We start from the raw sequence: 25822 nt of genomic DNA, 5'->3' as shown, positions 1-25822 counted from the left end.
CGTGAGCGCTGCTGGACGCCTCCCTGGGGGCGTTGCGCCGCTGCGGGACAATGGGGGCATGGCAAGGATCCTGGTCGTCGACAACTACGACTCGTTCGTGTGGAACATCGTCAGCTACCTGGCGCAGATCGGCGCCGAGGTCGACGTGTGGCGCAACGACGACCCGCGCTTCGAGGCCGACGACTTCGCCGATGCGTATGACGGGATCCTGCTCTCCCCCGGCCCCGGAACCCCCGAGGCCGCAGGGGTGTGCATCGACCTCGTCCGCGGGCGTGCTGGAACCATCCCGATCTTCGGGGTGTGCCTGGGCCTGCAATCGATCGCCGTGGCTTACGGCGGCGTGGTGGGGCGCGCCCCCGAACTGCTGCACGGTAAGACGTCGCTGGTCTTCCACGACGGCCGTGGCGTGTTCGACGGCCTCCCCTCGCCCTTCACGGCCACGCGCTACCACTCCTTGGCGCTGGATCCGCAGACCGTCCCCGACGTCGTGGAGGTGTCGGCCTGGACCGAATCCGGGGTCATCATGGCGATCCGGCATCGCGAGCTGCCCGTGGAAAGCGTCCAGTTCCATCCCGAATCGGTGCTCACCGAGGGCGGCTATCAGATGCTGGCGAACTGGCTGGCCGTGTGCGGGGACGCCGACGCCCCCGAGCGGGCCCGCGGCTTGGCGCCCCTGATGGCGGTCCCGGAGGCCTAACGCAGCGCGGTGGCCTTGGTGAAGGTGGCCGGTCCCGTGTAGGCGGGCATTTCCGTGCGCGCCTGACGGGTGACGTCGTAGCCGAGGCGGTAGGCGTCCACGTACTGCCGGTACACGCGCAGGTAGTCGCTGTCGCGCAGGCCTTGCTCAAGGCGCGCGTGATCGCCGATGGCGGAGATCACGTACGGCGGCGCGTAGGGCACCCCGTGGACGACGACAGTGTTGCCGACACACTTGATCCCGGTGCGGGCCCCGATGCGCTGTCCCTGCACCGTGACTGCTTCGGCGCCGGACGCCCACAGCGCGTTGATGACGGCCTGAATGTCTTGCTGGTGCACCACGAGAAGATCCTCGTCCACCCCAGCGGGCTGGACGGTCGCCGGCGCATCGGTCAAGGTGACGGTCACCGACGGCCCCGCCACCGGGGTGGAGGCCGCAAGCTCGGCGGCGGCCTGGAGTTCGGTGGCCGCTGGCCCTTGGGCAGCACCGGCCCGGGCCTGGGTCAGGTGGTCAACCTCGTCCTGCAGGGCCGCTGCCCGCTTGCGCAACGCGTCGGCCCGATCCGTCTCGGCCCGCACGAGACCGACGAGTTCGGTCGTCCGCGCGGGGCGCAAGTCGTTGCCCCGGGACGCCGTCGCGCCGATCGCCATCATGAGCCCGGCCAGCACGCAGACCGCGATGGTCGCGATCCGCTTCGGTGACGCGGACTTCAGCGCGGCGTCACGTGCCCGTTGCAGGACCTCGCGCGCGCTCATGGCCCCCACCCTATGCGGCCAACGCCGTTCCCCGCCGGGGACGCGTCCAGCCGACGCCCCGCGTCTGTGCCCGTGGGTGAGGGACCCGGACGGGCGTTGCTAGGCTTGGTCTGTTCACGCATTGTCGACGAGTGGAGTAGTTCGGTGGCCGAGGAGAAGAGCCCGGAAGATGCCGCAAGGTCCGGCAACCCTCAGGTAGCTGCCGAGGGCCGCGCCGCGAAAACGAAGAAGACCCGCTCCCGCGACGCCAAGAAGAAGAACTCGCTCGCGACGACGCGCAGCTGGGTGGTTCCGACCTTCTTGACGCTGCTGTTGCTGGGTGTCGCCTGGCTCGTCGTGTGGTACCTGACGACCTCGACCGGCAACCGCGTCCCGTTCATGACCGATCTGGGCAACTGGAACATGCTGATCGCCATGGTGCTGATGGGCGCCTCGTTCGGCGTGGCCACGCTCTGGAAGTAGGCCTCCCGTCCGCCGGGTCAGGGCGGACGCCCTGCTGACGCCGATGCGGCGCACCCCGTGACGGGTGCGCCGCATCGGCGTGTCGGACTGCGGTGTGCGCTCAGCCCTGGGGCTTGAGCAGCGGGAACAGGATCGTCTCGCGGATCCCCTTGTTCGTGAACAGCATGACGACACGGTCGATGCCCATGCCCATGCCGCCCATCGGCGGGGCGCCGAACTCCAAGGCGTTGAGGAAGTCCTCGTCCAACTGCATGGCCTCCGGATCCCCCTTGGCGGCCAGCAGGGACTGCTCGGTGAAGCGTTCACGCTGGATGACGGGATCGATCAGTTCGCTGAAGCCCGTGCCGCGTTCCATACCGCCCACGATGAGATCCCACGCTTCGATCAGGCCAGGCTTGTCGCGGTGCGGGCGCGCGAGCGGCTGAGCGATGGCCGGGTAGTCGCACACGAAGGTCGGTTGAAGCAGGTGCGGTTCCACGATCTCCCCGAACAGTTCGACCGCGAGCTTGTCGGCTCCCCACGCGGGGTCGATGTCGATGTCGCGTTCCTCGGCGATGGCCTGCAACCGCGCCAGGGGCGTGTCCAACGAGATCGTCTCGCCCACGGCCTCGCTCAGGCCGTCGTAGAGGGGCAGCCAGCGCCATTCACCGTCGAGGTCGATGACGCCCGCTTCGGTGTCGATCTGGCGAGAGCCGAGCGCGTCGGCAATGTCGAGGATGATCTGCTTGGTCGTCTCGGCGATGCCGTACTGGTCCGTCCACGCCTGGTAGGACTCCAGCATCGTGAACTCGGCCGAGTGCGAACTGTCGATGCCCTCGTTGCGGAAGATGCGCCCCATCTCGTAGACGCGATCCACCCCGCCGACCATGGCGCGCTTGAGGTAGAGCTCCAGCGCGATCCGCAGCGTCATGTCGATGTCGAACGCGTTGAGGTGCGTCCCGAACGGGCGCGCCGCCGCACCACCGTGGATCAACTGCAGCGTCGGCGTCTCGACCTCCAAGAAGCCCAGCCGGTGCAGGGTCTCCCGGATCGAGCGGGTGATCGTCCCCCGCGTCCGGACCATCGCGCGGGCCTCGTCACGGACGACGAGATCGGCGTACCGCTGCCGGACGCGGGCCTCCTCCGAGAGGTCCTTGTGCAAGGTGGGCAGCGGACGCAGCGACTTCGACGCCAGTGCCCAGTCTGTCGCCATGATGGACAACTCGCCCCGCTTGGAGGCGATGACCCGACCCGTCACGGAGACGTAGTCGCCCAGGTCGATGTCGGCCTTCCACCGATCCAGCGACTCCTGGCCGACCTCGGCGAGGCTGAGCATCACCTGGAGGCGGCCGCCATCCGCGTCGGGCGTGAACTGGTCGGCCAGGGTGGCAAAGCACAGCTTGCCGGTGTTGCGCAGGAACATGATCCGACCGCTGACCGAGACGACGACGTCGGTCTCCTCTCCGGCGCTCAGATGACCCCACTGCGCGCGCACGTCGGCGAGCGCGTGGGTGCGCGGCACGGAGACCGGATAGGCCTGCCCCCCTTCGGACAGGATGCGACTGCGCTTGTCCCGGCGCACCTGCATCTGCTCGGAGACGGAAGGCTGATCGGGACGCGGCGCGGCGCTGGTATCACTCACCGCTCCAGCCTATCGAGATTCGCTCCTCTCCCCCGCTGTGCCCGCTCACGCGTCCCGCGGGCCAGCACGCGCCGACGGCCCTAGGGCCTGGCCTGGACGCCTCGATGACTAGGGTGGTGCCGAACCGCCGAAAAAGAGCAGCATGCCGACACAGTCCGTCACCCTCGTCATCCTGGGAGCCTCGGGCGACCTCACCCATCGGCTCCTGCTCCCGGGCCTGGGGACACTCCCGCGCACCAAACCCGACTACGACATTCGCCTCATCGGCGCGTCGTCGGACGACCTCACCGAATCCGAGTGGCGCGACCGTGTCCGCAGCGCCCTCACCGAAGGCGGCTGCCGCACCGAGCGCGCGGACGCGATGGCGGCGGCGACCCGGTTCGTGTCCCTGAACGTGACCGACCCGGGCCAAATGCAGGCGTTCCTCGACGAACTGACCGAGCCCGGACGGCCCATCGTGTTGTACTTCGCCCTGCCGCCCGCCGTGACGGAGCAATCGGTTCACGTCCTCAGCACACTGCGCCTGCCCGACGACCTGCGCCTGGCACTGGAAAAGCTCTTCGGTACCAACCTGGCCACGGCCAAGGCGCTCAACGCGCTGCTGGCGTCCTTCATCCCCGAGGAGCGCATCTTCCGCGTCGACCACTACCTCGGTAAGGCGACCGTTTTGAACCTACTCGGCCTGCGTTTCGGCAACCGCGTGTTCGAACCCGTGTGGAATGCCGCCAACATCGAGCGCGTCGAGATCATCGCCGATGAGACCTTGGCGCTGGAAGGCCGGGCGGGCTACTACGACCATGCGGGTGCGCTGAAGGACATGATCCAAAGCCACCTCATGCTGGTGATGGCCATCTTCGCGATGGAGCAACCCGCCCGCATCGACGCGATCGAGTTGCGGGATCTGATCGTGCACACCCTGCGCTCGACGAGCCTGTGGAGCGATCCCCACGAGCCATCCTCACGCCGCGCCCGCTACACCGCTGGCGAGATCGACGGTCGGCAGGTCGTCGACTACACCGCCGAGCCCGGCGTGGATCCGGCCCGCAACACCGAGACGCTGGCGCAGGTCACCGTCGAGATCCGCAATGCGCGCTGGGCGGGCGTCCCGTTCCGGCTGCGGTCAGGCAAGGCTTTGGGGGACGGCTTCCGTGGCATCGTCGTCCAGTTCCGGCCTGTCGCCCACCAGCCCGAGGGGTTCCACAATGCGGCCGCCCCGAACGTCATGGTGATCGGTTTCACCCCCGAGACGCTCGCCTTGCGGGTCACCACGAACGCCGAAGGCAACCGGTAGGATCTGGACACGACGACGCTGTCGGCGGAACTGGGCGAGTCGCCCGTGCGGCCCTACGGCGAGATCCTCGACGAGATCTTGTCGGGCACCATGCTCTTGGGGGTGCGCGGCGACATGGCCGAGGAGAGTTGGCGCATCCTGGAGCCGGTGCTGGAGGCCTGGGCGGACGGATCGGTGCCCCTGGACACGTACACGGCGGGCTCGTGTGGCCCCACCTCGTGGAACCACACCGCGTCCTGACGCCCGGCGGTCGTCGCTGTCAGGACGCGAGCGCACCCTCATGCGTCAGCAGCCACACCTTGCGTTCCACACCACCCGCGTAGCCCGTCATGGCACCTGAGGCCCCCACCAGCCGGTGGCACGGCACGATGATGCTGATCGGGTTGCGTCCCGTCGCCGCACCCACGGCACGTGAGGCGCCGGGGGCACCCAACTCTTGGGCCACTTGACCGTAGGTGCGGGTCGTCCCGGGCGGGATCGCCGCCAGGCCCTCCCACACGCGATGCTGGAACGCTGTCCCGACGGCGGCCGTGGGCACGGTGAAGGCGCTCCGCGTCCCCGCGAAGTACTCCCGCAGTTGAGCGACGGCGTCCTCGGCGACCGTGTCGTCGCGCTTTCCGAGCGCAGCCGCCTCGGGAAAGTACCGCTGGCCCTCGTTGTAGAGCGCACACAACACGCCGTCGGCGTCCACGACGAGCGTGAGCGGGCCGAGCGGCGAGTCGATGATCCGATGCTTCATGAGTGCTCCTTCGGGACAGTGTTGATGGGGTGGTCGTCGACCGCCCACAGGTACTGGGTGGCGTAGGCCCGCCACGGCCGCCACGCTGACGCCACACCCGCCAGGTCGCTGAGGCCGAGTTCTTCGGCTGCGCGACGCACCCCAAGATCGGTGATCGGGAAGGCGTCCGGGTCACCGAGCGAGCGCATGGCGACCATCTCGACGGTCCACGGCCCGATGCCCCGCAGTGCCGCCAGCCGGACGCGCGCCTCCTCCCGGTCGGCGCCCGGGCTCAGATCCACTCGCCCCGACGCCAGCGCGTCCGCCAGCCCGGTGAGGGTGGCCTGCCGCGACGCGGGGAAGGCGAGCGTGCCCGCAGGCAGATCGACCAGCGACTCCGCCGTCGGGAACAGGTGCGTCAGGCCGCCGCCCATCGGGTCGGTGACGGGCTCGCCGTACTGCGCGACCAGACGCGCCGCGTGTGTGCGGGCGGCGGCTGTGGAGACCTGCTGCCCCAGCACGGCACGCAGGGCGAACTCGTCCCCTTCGACGGTGCGCGGCACCCGGCGCCCCGGCGCGTGGGCCACCAGGGGCGCCAGGATGGGGTCCGCGGCGAGGGCGGCGTCCACTGCCACCGGGTCGGCGTCCAGGTCCAGCAGGCGGCGGCAGCGTCCGATGGCGGGGGTCAGGTCGCGGGGGTCGCTGAGGTAGAGCCGCGCCGCCACGTGATCGGGCCGCGGCGCCAACGCGACGAAGCCGGGGCCGTGCGGGAGGCGCAGCGTCCGACGGTAGGCACCCTCCCGCCACTCTTCGACGCCGGGGACGGCCGTCGCGGCGAGGTGGCCAAACACGTTCGAGGGGTTGAAGGGACGCCGGAAAGCGAGCCGCAGGGCCAACTCCACGACCGCCGACGACGCTCCCTCATGCCGGGAGGCGCGACCGCGGATCGCCGAGGGGGTCAAGCCGTAGACCTGCCCGAGCGTCTCGTTGAACGTGCGTAGTGAGCCGAATCCCGCCGCGAACGCGACATCGACCAAGGCCATGTCGGTGGTCGTCAGCAAGACGCGGGCGGTGTGGGCTCGCTGGGCGCGCGCCAGGCTCAGCGGGGAGGCCCCGAGTTCTTCGCGGGTCAGCCGCTGCACCTGCCGGATCGAATACCCCAGCCGCGAGGCGAGCCCTTCGACACCCTCCCGATCCACCACGCCGTCCCCGATGAGGCGCATGATGCGCGCCGTCGCGTCCGCACGGACGTCCCACTCGGGCGAGCCGGGGACGGCATCGGGCCGGCATCGGCGGCAAGCCCGGAACCCGGCGGCCTGCGCCGCCGCCGCGCTGGGGTGGAAGCGCATGTTCTCGGGTCGCGGCGTCCGCGCGGGGCAGGACGGCCGACAGTAGATCCCGGTGGAGGTGACGGCCGTGAAGAAGGCGCCGTCGAACCGGGCGTCGCGGCTCGCCACGGCAGCCAGGCAGGTCTCTCGATCGGGCATCACCCCACCATCGTGCGTGACGCCGGGCAAGGTTTCTAGCGAGAATGCGACATCGCGGTGGGGATCCTAGCCCAGGACGATCAACAGGGCAGGCATGGCGACGACCGCCACGAGCAGCGTGACGGTCGTCATGAACGTGGAGACCCCCACGTCGAGCCCTGCTTCGTCGGTGAATCCCGGCGCCATCGCCGCCATCGGAGCCACCAGGATCGCGGTGATGACGACCTTGACGCTCGGCTCGAAGGGGATGACGAGCCACAGCAGTACGGCGGCGACAAGGTAGAACAAGTAGCGGGTCGAGAGATAGCGCACCGCCATGGCGTACGAGCGGCGATCGAGCACGATTTCCAGCCCGACCCCGATCATGAACATGGCAATGAAGGTGTTGGCGGCCCCCACGGTCGTGGCGAAGCCGATCACGGGTCGAGGCAGGTGCCACTTCAGGAGGCCGAGGACCAGCAACGTGACGTAGGTGATGAACACGGGCGAGTGCGCCAGCGTCCGCACGAACGCCAGCAGCGAGGCCCGCTTCTCGGTGGCCAGCCCGAGCCCCCAGGCGTACCCCACTCCCGCCGAGGCCAGCGCATTGCCCACGTCGAACATGGACGCGATCACCACGGCTTCTGGCCCGACGAAGGCACCCAGGTAGGGGATCACGAACAGGCCGATGTTGAACGAGGACACATTCAAGACGCCGAACGCCTGCGCGCGAGGGCCGCCCCCGCGATTCAGGGCCCAGGCGACCACCTGCCCGCCGATGATGATGACGAAGGCGAACAGCGACACCCACAGCAGGGAGGTCGTGATCTCAAAGGAGTCGAAGCTGACGATGAGCGCGCACGGCAGCGTGATGCGTAGCGCGATGGTCGCCAAGACCCTGAAATCTTCGCGTCGCAGCCAGCCGATGCGTTTGACGAGGTAGCCGAGGGCGATGATCGCGACCAGCGTCGCGGCCTTTCCAAGCAGATCCATGCACCCTCCTTAGGCAGGCTATCGGGCGTTAGCGTCCTGTCATCGGGTTTCCGTGGATTGCGCTTCCCCGGCTTCGCGGCGTGTCACGGCGTGACGGCGTCGGGCTGCGAGGAGGAAAGCAGGCCTGGGTTTGCTTGTGAGTGAGCACTCACTCACCTAGCATCGGACGACATGAGCCGAGCCAAACCGATGCCTGCGCACGAGCGTCGCCAGGCGCTCATCGAGGCGACCATCCCACTTCTGGCCGCGCACGGCGCCAACATCTCCACCCGCCAGGTGGCCGAGGCGGCAGGCGTCGCCGAGGGCACCATCTTCCGCGTTTTCCGCTCCAAAGGCGACCTCATCCACGCGGCAGCCGCCGCGTCCATCGACGACGGACGCCTCGAGGCGGCCCTGGCGGCCATCCCGCCCGACACCGACCTCCACGGCACCCTCGTGGCCATCGCCGCCGCACTGGAAGACCGCGTCGCGCGCCTGCGCGCCGTCGTTACCCTCTTCCAGCAGGCCCACCCCGAAGGTCACCAAGGCCCCCCGAACCGACCGCCGTTCCCCCCACCGGCACCCCCGGCACCTCCCCGCCCGGGTGAACCCGCCGAACCGGCGGAGTTCCCCCGCCCCGATCCCCAGGCCGCGCACTTGATGGTCGCCCAGGCGGTCACTAACGCCCTGGCCCCGCACGCCGACCACCTGACGGTGCCGACCGACGTCGCAGCCATCGCGATCATCGGGCTCACCTTCGGGACCCTCCACCTGACCGCAGGAAACCCTGCCCTGACCGCACCCGACACACTCGCTGACCTCCTTCTCCACGGAATCGCAAAGGACGCCTGATGCTCCTGTCCACCCTGAAGACCTACCTCAAGCCGTATTGGGGCAGCGTCGGATTGATCGTGCTGTTCCAGCTGATCTCCACCGGCGCCTCCTTGTACCTTCCCTCCCTCAATGCCCGGATCATCGACGAGGGCGTCGCCAAGGGCGACACCGCCACCATCTGGTCGCTGGGGGCGATCATGCTGGGCGTCTCGGCGATCCAGATCCTCTGCCAGATCACCGCCATCTACTTCGGCGCTCGCACGGCGATGGGCTTCGGACGCGACCTGCGTGCGGCCATCTTCGATCGCGTGCTGAGCTTCAGCGCCCGCGAGGTGAACCAGTTCGGCGCCCCGTCGCTGATCACCCGGACCACCAACGACGTCCAGCAGGTGCAGCAACTCGTCATGATGACGGCCTTCCTGATCGTTCAGGCCCCCATCATGATGGTCGGCGGCCTGGTGATGGCGCTGCGTGAAGATCTGGGCCTCTCCTGGCTGATCGGCGCCGCCGTGTTGGTCATGGGCAGCATCATCGGCGTCATCCTGCTCCAGGCACTGCCCCTGTTCCGCTCCATGCAGACCCGCATCGACACTCTCAACCGGGTGCTGCGCGAACAGATCAGCGGCCTGCGCGTCATCCGCGCCTTCGTCCGCGAGCCGTACGAGTCGCAACGCTTCGCGCGGGCGAACCGTGACCTGACCGACACCTCCCTTCGGGTCGGTCGTCGGATGCTGACGCTGTTCCCCGTCGTCCAACTCGTCATGTCGGCCTCCTCGGTGGGCGTCATGTGGTTCGGCGGCCTTCGCGTCGACGCGGGCGAGATGCAGATCGGCCAGCTCACCGCCTTCCTCACCTACCTCATCCAGATCCTGATGAGCGTGATGATGTCGACGATGATGCTGATGATCGCCCCCCGCGCCCAGGTGTGTGCCCAGCGCATCCAGGAGGTGCTGCGCACCCACTCCAGCGTCGTTCCGCCGAAGCAGGGCATCACCCAGACCCCGCACCCGGGACAGGTCGCCTTCGACGAGGTCTCCTTCAGCTACCCCGGTGCGGAAGCCCCCGTCCTGCAAGACATCAGCTTCTCGGTGCGGCCCGGCACGACCACGGCGATCATCGGTTCCACCGGCGCAGGCAAGACGACGCTGGTCAGCTTGATCCCTCGCCTGTTCGACGCCACCGCGGGCACCGTGAGCGTGGACGGCGTCGACGTGACCCAACTCGACCCGCAAGCGCTGTGGGGTTCCATCGGGCTGGTGCCACAAAAGCCCTACTTGTTCACCGGGACGGTGGCCTCCAACCTCCGCTACGGCAACCCGGATGCCACCGATGACGAGTTGTGGCACGCCCTCGAGGTCGCCCAGGCACGCGACTTCGTCGAGGACATGCCTGAACAACTCGACGCACCGATCGCGCAAGGCGGGACGAACGTCTCCGGCGGCCAGCGGCAGCGGCTCTCCATCGCCCGGGCCCTGGTCCGGCGCCCCACCGTCTACATCTTCGACGACAGCTTCTCCGCCCTCGACGTGACCACGGACGCCCGCCTGCGGGCCGCCCTGGCCGGCGAGACGCAGGACGCCGCCGTCGTCATCGTCGGTCAGCGCGTGGCCACCATCGCCGGCGCCGACCAGATCATCGTCCTCGACGACGGCCGGATCGAGGGGATCGGGACGCACGAGCATCTGCTCGCGACCTGCCCCACCTACGTCGAGATCGTCGAGTCCCAGTTCACCGCCGAGGAGGCAGCATGAGCGACACCACCGCCCAGACGACGCACCGCGTCGTCGACGCGCCCGAGCGACCCAAGGACGGTCCTCGTCAGCGCGGGCACGGGCCCATGGGGAACCAGGGCCCGGCCGAAAAGGCCATCAACTTTGGTCCGTCGCTGCGGCGGCTGCTGGGCAACCTTCGCCCAGAACGGACCCGGATCATCATCGTGGCGATCCTCACCGCGGCAGCCGTGGTCGCCAACGTCCTCAACCCGAAGATTCTCGGCGAGATGACGAACCTGCTGTTTGCGGGCCTGCTGGGCAAGAACCTGCCCGCGGGCGTCCCGCTGGCGACGATTCTGGAGCAGTTGCGCGCCCAAGGTCAGGGAACCTTCGCCGACATGCTGGCGGGCATGAACGTCACCCCGGGCGCGGGCGTCGACTGGGACGCGGTGGCACGCATCGGCCTCCTCGCCCTCGGCTTGGCCCTCGTCGCGGGCCTGCTGTCGTGGGGCGCCGGTTGGATGCTCAACGACGCGGTGCAGAACTCGGTCTATCGCCTGCGTCAGGAGGTTGAGGCCAAGCTGGGACGCCTCCCGCTCGCCTTCTTCGACCGGCAGCCGCGCGGTGAACTCCTCAGCCGGGTCACCAACGACATCGACAACATCGCCCAGTCCTTGCAGCAGACGCTCAGCCAGTTGCTGTCGAACCTGCTCACCCTGGTCGGGGTGTTGTTCATGATGTTCTGGGTCTCCCCCGTGCTGGCGGTCATCGCCATCATCGCGGTCCCGATCTCCTTGGCCGCCGCCGTTCTCATCGGCCGCAAGTCCCAGGGACGGTTTGCGGCCATGTGGAAGTCCACCGGCGACGTGAATGCCCAGGTGGAGGAGGCCTACACCGGCCACACGCTGGTTAAGGTGTTTGGCCGCTCGAAGGAGGTTGAGGCCCGCTTCGCCCGCGACAACGACCTCATGTACAGCGCCTCCTTCGGCGCGCAGTTCCTCTCGGGCCTCATGATGCCGGTGATGATGTTCATCGGAAACCTGAGCTATGTCGCAGTGGCCGTCGTCGGCGGCCTGCGTGTCGCCTCGGGTCAGATGACCTTGGGTGACGTCCAGGCGTTCATCCAGTACAGCCGCATGTTCACCCAGCCGATCACCCAGGTGGCGTCCATGTCGAACCTGCTCCAGTCGGGTGTCGCCTCCGCAGAGCGTGTGTTCCAGGTGCTGGATGCCGAAGAGCAGATCGCCGAGCAGGACAACCACCTGCCCGTCCCGACGCGCGGCAAGGTCGAGTTCTCGCACGTCGAGTTCTCCTACACCCCCGACAAACCGCTGATCGAGGATCTGGACCTGACCGTCGAGCCGGGTTCCACGGTGGCCATCGTCGGGCCTACCGGCGCGGGCAAGACGACTCTGGTCAACCTCCTGATGCGCTTCTACGAGCTCAACGGGGGCCACATCAGCCTCGACGGCGTCGACATCGCCACCGTCCCGCGCGCGGAACTGCGCTCGAAGGTCGGCATGGTGCTGCAGGACACGTGGCTGTTCGAGGGCACGATCCGCGACAACATCGCCTACGGCCGCCCCGATGCCACGGACGAGGAGATCCGGGCAGCGGCGACGGCGACCTACGTGGATCGGTTCGTCCACTCGCTGCCGGAGGGCTACGACACCCTGATCGACGATGAGGGTTCCAACATCTCGGTCGGCGAGCGGCAGCTCATCACGATCGCCCGGGCTTTCCTGGCCGATCCCGCGATCCTGATCCTGGACGAGGCGACCTCCTCGGTCGACACGCGCACCGAGTTGCTGCTGCAGCGCGCCATGAACGCGCTGCGGGAGAACCGGACATCGTTCGTCATTGCTCACCGCCTCTCCACCATCCGGGATGCCGACACCATCTTGGTGATGCGCGAGGGCAGCATCGTCGAGCAGGGCAACCATGAGGCTCTGATGGCCGCCGAGGGCGCCTATTACGACCTGTACCAGTCGCAGTTCAGCGGGCCCGAGGTGACCGACGACGCGGCCTAGTTTCCCGGTGACGGCCAGCCCGGGCGGCTGGCCGTCACCGCCCCCCCTCGTCGCCCGACGGGTCCGGGGTGTTGTTTTTCTCCCACATGTGGCGCTTCCGCCCGGTGCGCGGTGCGCACGTGGAGGCGTCTCGGCCCTTTCCCCGGCTAGGAGATCACCCCATGGCTGAGCTGCGTTCCCCTGAACAAATCGACGGAAGTCCCGACCAACTCAAGCGGGTGATGGGCCCAGGCTTGCTGTTGTTGTTCATCATTGGCGACATTCTCGGAACGGGCATTTATGCCCTGACCGGAACGGTCGCCAAGGAGGTGGGCGGGGCGGTGTGGCTCCCCTTCCTCCTGGCGTTCGTCGTCGCCGTCATGACGGCCTTCGCTTATCTGGAACTGGTGACGAAGTATCCGCATGCGGGCGGCGCTGCCGTCTACACCAATCGCGCCTTCAAGAACGGTTTCTTCACGTTCATGGTGGCCTTCACCGTCACCGCGTCCGGCATCACGTCCTCGGCCACGGCATCGCGCGCCTTCGCCGAGAACATCATGAAGGGCTTCGGGCTAGGCGACCAAGCCGGTCTCGTCACGCTCATCGCCGTCGGTTTCATCGCGCTGGTGATGGCGGTCAACCTGTGGGGCGTCGGCGAATCGGTCAAGGCCAACATTGTGCTGACCGTGATCGAATTGTCCGGCCTGTTGCTGGTCATCTTCGTCGGTTTCCTCGCCATGGTGAACGGCACGGCCGACTTCAGCCGCACGCTCGTGTTCGAGACTCCGCACGACAAGGGCATGTTCTTGGCGGTCTCGGCGGCGACCTCGGTGGCCTTCTTCGCCATGGTCGGTTTCGAGGACTCGGTCAATATGGCCGAGGAGACCAAGAACCCCTCCCAGATCTTCCCTAAGATCATGTTGACCGGGCTCGGCATCACGGGCGTCATCTATGTCCTGGTGTCGCTGACGGCGGTCGCTATTGTGCCGGTGGGCGAGTTGACCCAAACCGGAGCAACCCCGTTGTTGACCGTGGTTCAGATGGGCGCACCCGGCCTGCCCTTTGGAGCGATCTTCCCCTTCATCTCGATGTTCGCCGTCGCCAACACGGCCCTGATCAACATGCTGATGGCGTCGCGCCTGCTCTACGGCATGGCCAAGCAGGGCATCTTGCCACCGGTGTTCGGAGCCATTATGAAGAGCCGCCAAACCCCGTGGTTCTCGATCGTGTTCACCTCCGTGCTGGCCGCCGTGCTCATCACCTTCGTCGGGCAGGTCTCCCAACTGGGCGGGACGACCGCGCTGCTCCTGCTGGGCGTCTTCACGATCACGAACGTGGCGGTACTGGTCCTCCGCAAGGACACGGTGGAGCACGACCACTTCACGGCGCCAACCTGGATTCCGATCGTCGCCGGACTGTGCACCTTCTACCTGGTCGGCCCGTGGACGGGCCGTCCCCTGGAGCAGTTCCAGATCGCGCTGGTGCTCTTGGGGATCGGCGCCGTGCTGGGCGTGATCACCTACGTCATCAACAAGATGATCCGCCACCAGCCGGTCGAGATCAGCCACGTGGAATACCTGGGCGGCGACGGCCCGCGCAACTGAGACACCCCGCGCCATCCTCGGCGCTCCCCCGTGCCACTAAGGCCAGGAGGAGCGCCGAGGGCAGAGCATCGCCTAGACGCTGCGGCCGTACTCGGCCAGCACCGCGTCGACGTCCTCGGCGGTCAGGACGCCTCCGGGGAACATCGCAAACCGGCGCAGCGGTTGGCCCGCCACCACCGTGTACATCTGCTCGCTCAAGGCGAAGCGCTCACCGGTGCGCGCCACCGCCCGGGCTTGCAGCGCCTCCATCGCCTCGGTATCGGCGAACCACTCGGCGATCGTCGATTCGTCGTGCAATGCCGAGGGCAAGCGAGGCACATCGAGGCGCAACCCGCCCGACAGCGGGAGATCCCGACTGTGGGGACCCGCCTCGATCGCGTAGACGCCACTCTCGACGACGAACCGCTCGTGCGGGGTCGACCAGAACGCGAAGGCGTCGATGCCCAGCCCGACGATGACCGTGCGGGTCTCGCCAGGCTCCAGCCACACCTTGGTGTAGCCGCGGAGTTCCCGCACGGGGCGGCTCACCGACGCGGGCGCGTTGCGCACGTACACCTGGACGACCTCGGCACCCGCGCGCTCCCCCGTGTTGGTGAGCGTCACAGACACCGCGACGCGCAGATCTCGCGTCACCACCGATCCGGTATCGGTCAGGGTGAGGCTGTCGTAGCGGAACGTGGTGTAACCCAGCCCGAACCCGAACGGGAAGGCGACCTCGCGTTCGAGCGCGTCGAACCCGCGATAGCCGACGAGGACGCCCTCCCCGTACATCACCTGGCCGCTCTCGCCGGGGAACATCAGCGCGCTGGGGTAGTCCTCCAGACGCAAGCCGAGAGTCTCGGTGAGTCGACCGGACGGCTCTGCCTCGCCGGTGAGGACCTGAGCCAGCGCGAGCGCCCCCGCCTCGCCGCCCAGCCAGGCCTCCAGGAGCGCGCTGGTCTCCTCAACCCAGTCCGCGACCTCCACGGCGGCACCGTTGGACAGCACGACGACCACGGGCTTTCCCGCCTCCGACAGGCTCGCCACGAGGGCGCGCTGGTTCTCGGGGATCCGCATGTGGGTTCGGTCGAAGCCTTCGGCTTCCTCAGCATCGGGCAGCCCGAGGCAGGCCACGATCACCTCGGCATCCTCTGCGGCGAGCAGGGCCTCGTCGATCAGGTCATCGTCGAGTTCCCCACTCAACCGGAAGCCGGGCGCATAGGTGACGTCACAGCGAGCCGACAGCGTGTCCAGGAGGCGATCCAGTTCCCGAGGATTCACCTTCGAGCTACCGCTGCCCTGATAGCGCGGCGTCGCGGCGAACGCGCCGATCAACGCCACCTTCGCCTGGGGTGCCAGCGGCAGCACACCGTCATTGCGGAGCAGCACCATCGACTCCAGGGCCGCTTGCCGCGCCAGGTCGTGATGACCGATCTTGCCCGCGGGACGCACAGCGGACGCCGCCTTGTCGGTGAGCGCGAGGAGGCGCTCTGCGGCCACCTCCAGCACCTCACGGCTCAACTCACCCGCCTCAACGGCGGCCGCGACGGCCTCGGCCCGGCCCTGTGCCTGGGGCATCTCCAGATCGAGGCCCGCGATCAACGCGGCGATCCGGTCGTAAACGGCACCCCAGTCAGACACCACCACTCCCGAGTAGTCCCAGTCACCGCGCAGCACGTCGGTCAGCAGCCAGGAGTTCTGCGACGCCAGCGTCCCGTTGACGCGGTTGTAGGAGCACATCACCATCCACGGCGCCGCCGCGGTCACCGCCCGCTGGAACCCTGCCAGGTAGATCTCACGCAGCGTCCGTTCGGCGACGACTGCGTCCACGCGCATCCGGTCGGTCTCTTGATTGTTGACGGCAAAGTGCTTCAGGCAGCCGCCCACACCGTTGCTTTGCAAGCCGTAGACCAGCGCAGCAGACAGGGTCCCTGACAGCAGCGGATCCTCGCTGAAGTATTCGAAGTTGCGTCCGCACAGTGGCGAGCGCTTGATGTTGAGGCCGGGGCCCAGCACCACGTCGACACCCAACGCGATGGCTTCATGGGCCAAGGCTTCACCGACCCGCTTGAGTAGCGCCGGATTCCAGGACGAGCCGAGCCCCGCGGCCGTCGGGAAGCACGTGGCAGGCACGGCCTGCGTGAGGAGTTGCTCCGTGACCCGGAGCCCATGGGGGCCGTCCGCCAACCGGAGAGGAGGCACCCCCAACCGTGGGATACCGGTGGTGTGCCAGGATCCGCTCCCGCAGACCAGGGCAGCCAACTCCTCAGTGGTGGCCTCGGCCAGGACATGGTCGACGTCGAACGCCATCGTTCCTCCTTCGTGGGTAAACGTCATCCTCCCACGCGGAGGCGGGGGAATCAGCCGAGTTGCGTGCCCACCAGAGTGCCGATGCCGAACGTGACCGCCATCGCCAAGAACCCACCCAGGATGTTGCGCACAATGGCGGGAAGGACTGGGGCGCCGCCGACGCGCGCGGACACGAAGCCGGTCACGAACAAGGCGAGCAACACCGACGCGACGGTGGCGCCGACCCGGATATCGGCGGGCGCCAAGAGCATCGCGAGAAGGGGGATCAGGGCGCCGATCGAGAACGAGAACAGCGAGGAGATCGCCGCCGCCCACGGGGACACCAGATCGTGCTGGTCGATGCCCAGCTCCAGGTCGGCGTGCGCGCCCAGCGCGTCGTGGTCCATCAACTGCTGCGCCGCCGTCTTGGCGACGTCCTCACTGATGCCTTTACGTTGCAGGAGATCGGCAAGCTCGGCCAATTCCTCCTCCGGCATGGTGGCGAGTTCGTGCGATTCCTTAGCCAGGAGGGCCCGCTCGGAATCGCGTTGGGCAGACACCGAAACGTATTCCCCTGCGGCCATCGACAGCGCCCCCGCGACCAGCCCCGCGATTCCGGCGGTGGCCAAAGCGAGCAGGTTGGTCGTGGCCCCCGCCACGCCCATCACGAGGCCAGCGGTGGAGATAATACCGTCGTTGGCCCCCAACACGGCGGCGCGAAGCTTATTGAGCAGGGCCGCCTGAGAATCTCCGGCATCCTCAGGGTGCGGGGACGCGGCTACGGGCGCCTTCTCGGGCATCGTCGCGCCACGAGTCGCCGGGGTGGTCATGGACTCGATAATGCGTCGATTTCGCTGCCCGCGCAACGAAGGAAAGGCTTGCCTGCTAGGGGTTTCTCCGACCCGGTGTCGCCAATGGCGGCCCATGAATATGCCTGATTCGCTATTTCGTGGACGCGGCGAGCGCGCCGTCGAGCAGGGTGCGCAACACCTGGGTGCGCTCCTGCGGTTCGAGGGAGGCCAGCGCTTCCTCCACCGTCGCGACGTAGAGATCCAGGCGGCTACGCGCGGGTTCGTACAACCAGGCCCGGCCATCGAGGCGGCGCAGCACGACACCCTTCTTCGCCAGGCGATCCAAAACCGTCATGACCGTGGTGTAGGCGATCTCTCGATGCTGGGCGAGCTCGTCGTGGACGTCTCGCACAGGAGTCGGAGCCTTGCGCGCCCACAGCACGTCCATCACCGCGTGTTCGAGGTCCCCGAGGATCGGCATGTCGTAATGATATCCACACTCGCGTCTCGCTACGACACTAAGTAGTAGATTGGCGCGCCGTGAACGTTTTGGAGGGCTACGACAAGGGGTAGTACCCTCACGCGCATGAGTCCAGAAACGATCGCCCGATGGCAGTTTGGCATCACGACGGTCTACCACTACTTCTTCGTGCCGGTCACGATCTCGATGTCTCTGCTCGTGGCCATCATGCAGACCATGTGGGTCCGCACGGGTGCTGACAAGTACCTCCGCCTGACCAAGTTTTTCGGCAAGCTCTTCCTGATCAACTTCGCGATGGGTGTCGTCACCGGCATCGTCCAGGAGTTCCAGTTCGGGATGAACTGGTCGGAGTACTCCCGCTTCGTGGGTGACATCTTCGGCGCGCCGCTCGCGCTCGAGGCGCTGCTCGCGTTCTTCCTCGAGTCCACGTTCCTCGGCCTGTGGATCTTCGGCTGGGACCGCCTGCCCAAGAAGGTCCACCTCGCCTGCATCTGGCTGGCGTCGATCGGGACGGTGCTGTCCGCGATCTTCATCCTCGCGGCCAACAGCTTCATGCAGAACCCGGTGGGCGCCACCTACAACCCTCTCACCGACCGCGCCGAGATGACCGACTTCATGGCGCTGCTCACCAACCCGGTGTTCCTGGTGACCTTCCCCCACACCATCGCCGCGGCCTACATGACCGGCGGGGGCCTGGTGCTGGCCATCTCGTTCTGGCACCTGGCCAAGCTGAACAAGCCCAACCGCACCGAGAAGCAGGACGCCGACGTCGAGGCCTTCCGGTGGTCGGCCAAGCTCGCCGCCTGGTTCCTCATCGTGGCCGGCGCGCTGGTCGTCATCTCCGGCGACTTCCAGGGCAAGGTCATGTACCAGGTCCAGCCCATGAAGATGGCCGCGGCCGAGGCGCTCTACGAGACCGCGGGCGGCGACGGCGAGATGGCGCCCTTCTCGCTGCTGACCATCGGCAGCCTGGACGGTTCGCGTCCGATCTTCGAGATCACGGTGCCGGGCGTGCTGGGCTTCCTGGCCAAGAACGACCCGTACGCCGAGATCCAGGGCATCAACAACCTGCAGCAGGCCTACCGGGAGGGCGCGCTCGTCAATCCCAACAACCACCTGCAGCAGGCCTACGCCGAAAAGCTCGCGACGATCGGCATCAACGACTTCGTCCCGAACATCCCGGTCAGCTACTGGACGTTCCGCCTCATGATCACGCTGGGACTCATCTCCATGGCCGTCGGCATCGCCACGCTGCTGCGGCTGCGCAAGGGGCACCTGCCCAAGGAGAGCCGCTGGTGGACGCTGGCCATGCTCGCCGTGGTGCTGGCGCCGCTGTTCGGCAACTCCGCCGGCTGGATCTTCACCGAGATGGGCCGCCAGCCCTGGATCGTGGCCGGCGTGCTGCCCACGGCGTCCGCGGTGTCCCCGGGCGTCGGCACGGGCCAGGTGTTCGCCACCATGGTGCTGTTCACCCTCATCTACGGCGCCCTGGCGGTCGTCGAGGTCGGGCTGATGATCCGCTACGCCAAGCCCGGCCTGCCGGCCGAGGTCGCCCCCGTCGAGATCAAGGGTGAGGACGACGTCCTCTCCTTCGCGTACTGAGAGGCAGGACGACTGATATGCTGACGCTTCTCGCGGCGGAACCCACCACCCTGCAGGTGGTCTGGTACTGCCTCATCGCCGTTCTATGGATCGGTTACCTGGTCCTGGAGGGCTACGACTACGGCGTGGCCATGCTGCTCCCCTTCCTCGGCAAGAACGAGAAGGAGCGGCGGGTCATCGTCAACACCATCGGCCCCCTGTGGGACGGCAACGAGGTGTGGCTGCTGACGGCCGGCGGCGCGATGTTCGCGGCCTTCCCCGGCTGGTACGCCACCTTGTTCTCGGGGCTCTACATCCCGCTGTTCCTGATCCTGGTCGGGCTGATCATCCGCGGCGTCTCGTTCGAGTACCGCGCCAAGCACCCCGACGCCCGCTGGCGCAACGCCTTCGACTGGATGGCCTGCATCGGCTCGTTCGTGGTGTCGCTGGTGTTCGGCGTCGGGTTCGCCAACTTCATCATCGGGATGCCGGTGGCGCTGGCCGAGGGCAGCAACCACCTGCACGTCTTCACCGGCGGTTTCTGGAGCCTGTTCAGCCCGTTCGCCCTGCTGGGCGGCGTGGTGCTGGTGGTGCTGTTCCTGTTCCACGGCGCCAACTTCCTGACGCTGAAGTCCTCCGGTGTCGTCCACGATCGCGCCAAGGCCGTCTCGGTCAAGATCGGGCTGGCGGCCATCGTCGGGGGGGCGATCTACCTGGTCTGGGCCAACATCGCCTACGGCTTCGGCATCGTCGGCTGGCTGCTCACCGCGGTGGCGGCTGTCGCGCTGATCGTTTCGTGGTTCGCCATGAGCAAGAGCCGCGATGGGTGGGCGTTCGCTGCTACGACCGTCGCGATCCTCGCGGTCGCCGTGTGGATCTTCGCTCGGATGTGGCCGAACCTCGGCTTCGTCAACTCGGGCAGCGGCATTCCGCTGGACCGCGTGAGCGCTGCCTCCACCGATCTGACCTTGACGATCATGACCGGCGCCGCAGTGGTCTTCGTGCCGATCGTGCTCGCCTACCAGGCCTGGTCGGTGTGGGTGTTCCGCAAGCGCATCAGCACCAAGAACATCCCCGACGACGTGGTCGCCGCCGCGTAGCCTGTCTGGGTGTCAGTACACGAATCCCGAAGGGGCGGCGTCGGCAGCGGCGCCGCCCCTTCGGCACCCCCAGAGGTCGAAGGTGCCGCGCCGCGCCGGGGCCCGATCGATCCGCGCCTGGTGAAGCGAGCCGCGGCCACCCGCGGCTATCTCATCGCCGGAGTCCTCATCGGTTGTGTCGTCGCAGCCCTCACCGTCGCCCAGGCCCGCGTGCTGGCGGTGACCATCGCCGACGTCTTCGCCGCCGCACCTGGGGTGAACTATCTGGCGCCGACGCCAGGCAGCGGGCAGTGGCCCGACCTCCTGCCCGCGCTGCTGGCCCTGGGCGGGATCTTCGCCGCCAAGGCGGCATTGAGCTGGCTCAACAGCCTCATGGCCCACCGTGCTGCCGCCGCCGTGAAGTCGCAGTTGCGCCGCGATATCGTCGCCGCCCGGCTGGCCGACCCCCTCGCCGATCGCACCTCGACCGCGGGCCTGGTCAACCTGACCACGGTCGGCCTGGACGCCTTGGACGGGTTCTACTCCAAGTACCTGCCGCAACTGGCGTTGGCCTGCACGGTGCCGCTCATCACCGGGGTCGCGATCGCGACCGCCGACCTCACCTCCGCGATCATCGTCGCCGTGACGCTGCCGCTCATCCCACTCTTCATGGCGCTCGTCGGGTGGACGACCGAGGGGCGCACCCGCCAACGGTGGCGCACTCAGCAGCGCCTCGCCCATCATTTCGCAGACCTGGTCGCGGGGCTGCCGACCCTGCAGGTCTTCGGACGTGCACGCGCGCAGGAGACCGGCCTGACCCGCTCCGAGGACGCCAACCGCTCCGAGACCATGAGCACCCTGCGTGTGTCCTTCCTGTCCGCGTTCGTTCTCGAACTGCTCGCCACGTTGTCGGTGGCCGTCGTGGCGGTCACGGTGGGTTTCCGCGTCGTCGAGGGGGGCTTGGACCTCACCACGGCCCTGTTCGTCCTCATCCTTGCGCCGGAGGTGTTTCTGCCCGTCCGTCAGGTCGGCGTCCACTACCACGATGCCGCCGACGGCATGGCGGCCGCCGATCAGGCCTTCGCGATGATCGACGCCTCCCCGACGAAGCCCGATGCGCCACGCCCCGGCACCACCTCCGAGGCCGTGGTCGACCTCCGCGGGCTCAGTCACACCTACCCCGGCGCGGCGTCCCCTGCCGTGACGGGGGTGGACCTCACCATCACCCCGGGCGAGTTCGTAGCCCTGGTCGGGCCCTCGGGGGGTGGCAAGACGACCGTGGTCAACACGCTCATGGGCTTCCTCCAGCCCAGCGAGGGAGAGGTGCGGCTACCCGAGCGCGACACCATCGCATTTGTGGGCCAAGAGCCCGGCATGATCAGCGGCACGATCGCCGACAACGTCGCTCTGGGTGACCCGTCCGCCGACCCGGGCCGCATCGCGGACGCCTTGCGCCGCGCGGGTGCCCCCGACCTGGACGCCTCCCGCCTTGTCGGCGACGACGGCGAGGGGCTCTCGGCGGGTGAACGGCGGCGCGTGGCCACCGCCCGGGCATTGCTGCGCATCGACGCGGGCGCACGGTTCCTGCTGCTGGACGAACCCACGGCAGGCCTGGACGCCACGGCCGAGGCGACCCTGTTGCGCAGCCTGCGCGGCAGCGGCGTCACCGTCGTGGTGGTCTCCCATCGTCCCGCCGTCCTCGCCGAGGCGGACCGCGTCGTGCCCATCGGCGTCCATCACGAAGGGAGCCCTGCGTGAGCGTCTTGGTGCGCCGCCTGATCGGCTCGGTCCCCCGCGGATGGGGACGTTTCCTGCTGGCGCTCGCCTTGGCTGCGGCCGCCTCGTTGAGTTCGGTGGCTCTCATGGGGGTGTCCGGGTGGCTGCTTTCGCGGGCCGCCGAACACCCGCCCGTGATGTATCTCACTGCGGCGGCCGTCTTGGTGCGCGCCTTCGGTCTCAGCCGGGGCGTCGCCCGCTACACCGAGCGGCTCGTCGGGCACGATCTGGGGTTGAGGCTGCAGTCCGTCTTGCGCGTGGAGACCTACCGATCCCTGGCAAAGACGACCCTGCTGGGGCGGCGCCGTGGGGATCTCCTCACGCGGGTCGTGGCCGACGTCGACGCCGTCTTGGACGCCGTCGTTCGGGTCGCGATCCCGTTCGCGTCCGGGCTGTTCGTCCTGCTGGCCACCTCGGTGATCGTCGCGGTCTTCTCGTGGCCCGCTGCGCTGGCCTTGCTGATCAGCGCGCTGATCGCGGGGGTACTCGCCCCGTGGCTGGCGGCCCGGTTCTCCGCCCGCGCGGACGAGGCGGCCATCGCCGGGCGCGGGGACCTCGCCGACGCCGTCCACGAGGTGGGTCGCACCGCCCTGGACTTGGTGGCCTACGGGGCGCAGGATCGGGCCCTTGCCCGGGTGGCGAGCGCCGACGACGCCCTGCGTCGCTTCGAACAGCGAGCCGCCTGGACGCGGGGACTGGCCACGGCGATCCAGACGCTAGCCGCAGGGGCGTCCGTGATGGCGACGCTGGCCATCGGGACCGCCCAGGTTCGCGCGGGCGCGCTCGACCACACCATGCTCGCCGTCTTGACGCTGCTACCGCTGGCCCTCCACGAGGTGTTCTCCGACTTCACCAAGGCCGCCCAGACGCACACGCGCGCTCGCGTCGCCCTGGCCCGGGTATCCGAGATCCTCGCCGCCGCCCCCATCGGCCGCGGCGACCTGGACGCCTCCCCCACCGCCGAGACGCCGTCGGTGAGCGTCCGGGACCTGACGATCGGGTGGCCGGACGCCGCACCGTTGCGTTCCGGCTTGTCCTTCGAGGTGGGTGCCGGGGAGTCCCTGGCGATCGTGGGTCCCTCCGGTATCGGCAAGACGACGCTAGCCGCCACGCTGCTGGGGCTGATCCCGCCGGTGGCGGGCCGCGTGGAGACGCGCGGGCGCATCGGCTACCTAGCCCAGGACGCCCACATCTTCTCGACCTCGGTCGCGGAGAACGTCATGATCGGCGACAAGACCGCCGATGAGGCGCGCGTGCGCGATGCCTTGGCGCGCGTCCGGCTCGATGTCGATCCGCGCCGTGCGGTCGGCGAACTGGGAGCGTCCCTTTCGGGCGGTGAGGAGCGTCGCCTGGCGCTGTCGCGGCTTGTCGTGGGCGATTACCAGATCCTCGTGCTGGACGAGCCGACCGAGCATCTGGACGCGGAGACCGCTCACGCACTGCTCGACGACATCTGGGCCCACGCGTCCGGATCGCCGCTGCTGGTCATCACGCACGACCCGGGCGTCCGCGCCCGGTGCGATCGCGAGTTGGCGCTCGGCTGAGCTGCGAGCCATTTACGCAACAGATGAGACACCTAATAGGCAACCTCGCTTGCACCACCCTCCCGAATCATGTTTAGGTAAACCTAACTAAGGCAACCCTAAACCTGATTGTTGGGAGATCCATGAACCGCCTCGTCGGACGTCTGCTGGCCCCTGCCGCAGCCCTCACCCTCCTCCTCACCGGCTGTGCGAGCGCCCCTGCCGCCCCGGCAAACTCACCCTCTGCCTCACAGGGCACGGTGACGGTGAGCGACAACAAGGGCAACGTCACCGTCAAGACTCCCCCCACCGCCGTGGTCGCGCTCGACAACCGCACCTTCCAGACCCTCGCCGACTGGGACATCAAGCCCAAGGCTGCGGCACGCGCGCTCATGCCGTCGACGAACAAGTACGCCAAGGACGACTCCATCGTCGATCTGGGTAACCACATGGAACCCAAGATGGAACTCATCACCGCCGCCGAGCCCGACCTCATCATCACCGGCCAGCGCTTCTCCGCAAAGTACGACGACATCGCCTCCCGCGCCCCGGGCGCCGCCCAGGTCCTGCTGGATCCCCGCGAGGGCCAGCCGCTGGACGCCGAGCTGAAGCGGCAGACGACGACGCTGGGCACGATCTTCGGCAAGGAGACGGAGGCGACCGCGCTGAACGCCAAGCTCGACTCCTCCATCGCCGCCGCCAAGGCCGCCTACAACCCCAGCCAGAAGGTCGTCGCGGTCAACACCTCCGGCGGCAAGATCGGCTACATCGCCCCCACGGTCGGGCGCACCCTCGGGCCGGTCTTTGATCTCCTGGGCCTGACGCACGCCCTGGATGTGGCCGGGGCCAGCAACAACCACCAAGGCGACGACATCTCGGTGGAAACCATCGCGGCCGCCAACCCCGACTGGATCTTGGTCATGGACCGCGACGCCGCCATCAAGGCTTCCGACCCCACCTACGTCCCGGCCGCCAAGGTGCTGGAAGACTCCAAGGCCCTCGCCAATGTGCCTGCCGTCGCCAAGGGCCAGATCATCTACATGGCACCGGACACCTACCTCAACGAGGGCATCCAGACCTACACCACCTTCTTCGAGAACCTGGCCACCCGATTCGCCGCTGCGAAGTGATCCCCCCACGCCCTGAGGCGGATCGATCCTCGACCACCCCCACGCCCCGATGACGGGCCTCACCACCGCCGGACCTCGCGCCCCCCGCGCGAGGTCTCGGCTGTTCGATCCCCGCGTGCTGCTCGGCGTCCTCGTCGTCGCCGCGCTGCTCGTCGCGTCCCTGTTCGTGGGCGTCTACGACGTCCTCGGATCAGCCGACGGCTGGCAGATGTTCCTGATCACACGCGTCCCCCGGACCATCGCGCTGGTGCTCGCCGGGGCGGCCATGGCCATGTCGGGTCTGGTGATGCAGTTGCTCACGCAGAACCGGTTCGTCGAGCCGACCACGACCGGAACGACCGAATGGGCTGGCCTGGGGTTGCTCGCGACGATGATCGCCTTCCCGAACCCTCCCCTGCTGGTACGGATGGTCGGCGCGGTCCTCTTCGCGTTCCTCGGCACCATGGTGTTCTTCGCGTTCCTGCGCCGGGTCACCCTCCGCTCCTCGCTCATCGTCCCCCTCGTGGGGATCATGCTGGGCGCCGTCGTCGGCTCGATCTCGACCTTCGTCGCCCTCCAGACCAACACGCTGCAAAGCCTCGGGGTGTGGTTCGCGGGCAGCTTCGTCGGAGCTATCGAGGGCCAATACGAAGTCTTGTGGATCGTGGCTCTGGTCGTGATCGCCATCTTCCTCGTCGCCGACCGGCTCACCGTCGCCGGGCTCGGCGAGGACATCGCCACCAACGTCGGGCTGAACTATCACCGCATCGTCATGCTGGGGACCGGGCTCATCGCCATCGCGACCGGCGTCGTCACGGTGGTCGTGGGGAATCTGCCCTTCCTGGGCCTCATCGTGCCCAACATCGTCTCGATGCTCCGCGGCGACGACCTGCGCAGCAACCTGCCCTGGGTCGCCCTGCTCGGCATCGGCGTGGTCACCGCCTGCGACATTCTCGCCCGGACGATCATCATGCCCTTCGAGGTCCCCGTCTCCTTGATCCTGGGGATCGTGGGGGCCGCCGTCTTCATCGGGCTCCTTCTGCGCCAACGCCGCCGCGGATCGAGGTGAAGCC

General features: G+C 68.1%; 20 protein-coding genes and 1 pseudogene. 13 read left to right on the top strand and 8 right to left on the bottom strand.

Going from position 1 to position 25822, the window contains the following annotated elements:
• Positions 1-58 precede the first annotated feature (58 nt).
• The gene (locus C1706_RS10595; protein WP_129459216.1) at positions 59-697 is read left to right on the top strand and encodes an aminodeoxychorismate/anthranilate synthase component II; all 639 of its coding nucleotides are present in this window, start codon (positions 59-61) and stop codon (positions 695-697) included.
• Here C1706_RS10595 and C1706_RS10590 read toward each other — a convergent pair.
• A complete protein-coding gene (locus C1706_RS10590; RefSeq protein ID WP_241653538.1) occupies positions 694-1452 on the bottom strand; it encodes a DUF881 domain-containing protein in 759 nt (252 codons plus the stop codon). The genes C1706_RS10595 and C1706_RS10590 overlap by 4 nt on opposite strands.
• A 72-nt stretch (positions 1453-1524) precedes the next feature.
• Here C1706_RS10590 and C1706_RS14790 point away from each other — a divergent pair, with 72 nt between their 5' ends.
• Positions 1525-1914 carry a cell division protein CrgA gene (locus tag C1706_RS14790; RefSeq protein ID WP_431830702.1) on the top strand — a complete coding sequence of 130 codons (390 nt, stop codon included), beginning with the start codon at positions 1525-1527 and terminating at the stop codon, positions 1912-1914.
• Positions 1915-2014: 100 nt separating this feature from the next.
• On the opposite strand, the gene lysS is transcribed toward C1706_RS14790, so the two are convergent.
• Positions 2015-3481: a lysine--tRNA ligase gene (gene lysS / locus C1706_RS10580; RefSeq protein ID WP_129459332.1), complete on the bottom strand. Its 1467-nt coding sequence runs from the start codon at positions 3479-3481 to the stop codon at positions 2015-2017.
• A gap of 196 nt (positions 3482-3677) precedes the next feature.
• Between lysS and C1706_RS10575 the strand changes: the two are divergent.
• Positions 3678-5066, top strand: a pseudogene (locus C1706_RS10575) (glucose-6-phosphate dehydrogenase).
• Positions 5067-5085: 19 nt separating this feature from the next.
• Here C1706_RS10575 and C1706_RS10570 read toward each other — a convergent pair.
• The 3 genes from C1706_RS10570 to C1706_RS10560 all read right to left on the bottom strand — a co-directional run bounded on the left by C1706_RS10570 (position 5086) and on the right by C1706_RS10560 (position 8003).
• The gene (locus tag C1706_RS10570) at positions 5086-5565 is read right to left on the bottom strand and encodes a methylated-DNA--[protein]-cysteine S-methyltransferase (RefSeq protein WP_129459214.1); all 480 of its coding nucleotides are present in this window, start codon (positions 5563-5565) and stop codon (positions 5086-5088) included.
• Positions 5562-7031: a DNA-3-methyladenine glycosylase 2 family protein gene (locus tag C1706_RS10565; protein WP_180316860.1), complete on the bottom strand. Its 1470-nt coding sequence runs from the start codon at positions 7029-7031 to the stop codon at positions 5562-5564. The genes C1706_RS10570 and C1706_RS10565 overlap by 4 nt, the downstream gene beginning before the upstream one ends.
• A gap of 66 nt (positions 7032-7097) precedes the next feature.
• Positions 7098-8003, bottom strand: a complete 906-nt coding sequence (locus C1706_RS10560; protein ID WP_129459212.1) for an AEC family transporter — start codon at positions 8001-8003, stop codon at positions 7098-7100.
• A 171-nt stretch (positions 8004-8174) separates the two neighbouring features.
• On the opposite strand from C1706_RS10560, the gene C1706_RS10555 reads away from it, so the two are divergent.
• The 4 genes from C1706_RS10555 to C1706_RS10540 all read left to right on the top strand — a co-directional run bounded on the left by C1706_RS10555 (position 8175) and on the right by C1706_RS10540 (position 14141).
• On the top strand, positions 8175-8834 hold the full coding sequence (locus tag C1706_RS10555) for a TetR/AcrR family transcriptional regulator (protein WP_129459211.1): 660 nt from the start codon (positions 8175-8177) through the stop codon (positions 8832-8834).
• A complete protein-coding gene (locus C1706_RS10550) occupies positions 8834-10567 on the top strand; it encodes an ABC transporter ATP-binding protein (RefSeq protein ID WP_129459210.1) in 1734 nt (577 codons plus the stop codon). Before C1706_RS10555 ends, C1706_RS10550 begins: the two co-directional genes overlap by 1 nt.
• Positions 10564-12558: an ABC transporter ATP-binding protein gene (locus C1706_RS10545; protein ID WP_129459209.1), complete on the top strand. Its 1995-nt coding sequence runs from the start codon at positions 10564-10566 to the stop codon at positions 12556-12558. Before C1706_RS10550 ends, C1706_RS10545 begins: the two co-directional genes overlap by 4 nt.
• A 161-nt stretch (positions 12559-12719) precedes the next feature.
• Positions 12720-14141, top strand: coding sequence for an APC family permease (locus C1706_RS10540; RefSeq protein ID WP_206661089.1), 1422 nt, complete (start codon positions 12720-12722; stop codon positions 14139-14141).
• Between the two features lie 72 nt (positions 14142-14213).
• Here the strand turns inward: C1706_RS10540 and C1706_RS10535 are convergent, their stop codons facing one another.
• The 3 genes from C1706_RS10535 to C1706_RS10525 form a co-directional block, all read right to left on the bottom strand.
• Positions 14214-16430 (bottom strand): glycoside hydrolase family 3 C-terminal domain-containing protein, encoded by a 2217-nt coding sequence (locus C1706_RS10535; RefSeq protein WP_129459208.1) that lies wholly within the window; start codon positions 16428-16430, stop codon positions 14214-14216.
• Positions 16431-16480: 50 nt separating this feature from the next.
• The gene (locus C1706_RS10530) at positions 16481-17239 is read right to left on the bottom strand and encodes a VIT1/CCC1 transporter family protein (RefSeq protein ID WP_206661088.1); all 759 of its coding nucleotides are present in this window, start codon (positions 17237-17239) and stop codon (positions 16481-16483) included.
• Between the two features lie 112 nt (positions 17240-17351).
• On the bottom strand, positions 17352-17681 hold the full coding sequence (locus C1706_RS10525; RefSeq protein ID WP_129459207.1) for a BlaI/MecI/CopY family transcriptional regulator: 330 nt from the start codon (positions 17679-17681) through the stop codon (positions 17352-17354).
• A gap of 105 nt (positions 17682-17786) precedes the next feature.
• Here C1706_RS10525 and C1706_RS10520 point away from each other — a divergent pair, with 105 nt between their 5' ends.
• The 6 genes from C1706_RS10520 to C1706_RS10495 all read left to right on the top strand — a co-directional run bounded on the left by C1706_RS10520 (position 17787) and on the right by C1706_RS10495 (position 25818).
• The gene (locus C1706_RS10520; protein WP_129459206.1) at positions 17787-19283 is read left to right on the top strand and encodes a cytochrome ubiquinol oxidase subunit I; all 1497 of its coding nucleotides are present in this window, start codon (positions 17787-17789) and stop codon (positions 19281-19283) included.
• Between the two features lie 17 nt (positions 19284-19300).
• Positions 19301-20362: a cytochrome d ubiquinol oxidase subunit II gene (gene cydB, locus C1706_RS10515; RefSeq protein WP_129459205.1), complete on the top strand. Its 1062-nt coding sequence runs from the start codon at positions 19301-19303 to the stop codon at positions 20360-20362.
• A gap of 153 nt (positions 20363-20515) precedes the next feature.
• On the top strand, positions 20516-22099 hold the full coding sequence (cydD, locus tag C1706_RS10510; protein WP_129459329.1) for a thiol reductant ABC exporter subunit CydD: 1584 nt from the start codon (positions 20516-20518) through the stop codon (positions 22097-22099).
• Entirely contained in the window at positions 22096-23661 is a 1566-nt protein-coding gene (gene cydC, locus C1706_RS10505) for a thiol reductant ABC exporter subunit CydC (RefSeq protein WP_129459204.1), read from the top strand. Before cydD ends, cydC begins: the two co-directional genes overlap by 4 nt.
• Positions 23662-23783: 122 nt before the next feature.
• Complete coding sequence (locus tag C1706_RS10500) at positions 23784-24770, top strand: siderophore ABC transporter substrate-binding protein (protein ID WP_129459203.1); 987 nt, start codon at positions 23784-23786, stop codon at positions 24768-24770.
• A 115-nt stretch (positions 24771-24885) separates the two neighbouring features.
• The gene (locus tag C1706_RS10495) at positions 24886-25818 is read left to right on the top strand and encodes an ABC transporter permease (protein ID WP_241653537.1); all 933 of its coding nucleotides are present in this window, start codon (positions 24886-24888) and stop codon (positions 25816-25818) included.
• Positions 25819-25822 lie beyond the last annotated feature (4 nt).

Source organism: Propioniciclava flava, from assembly GCF_004126535.1.
Lineage (GTDB): Bacteria > Actinomycetota > Actinomycetes > Propionibacteriales > Propionibacteriaceae > Propioniciclava > Propioniciclava flava.
Note: the sequence above shows the minus strand (reverse complement) of the source record. Positions and strands in the feature narration are given on the sequence as shown.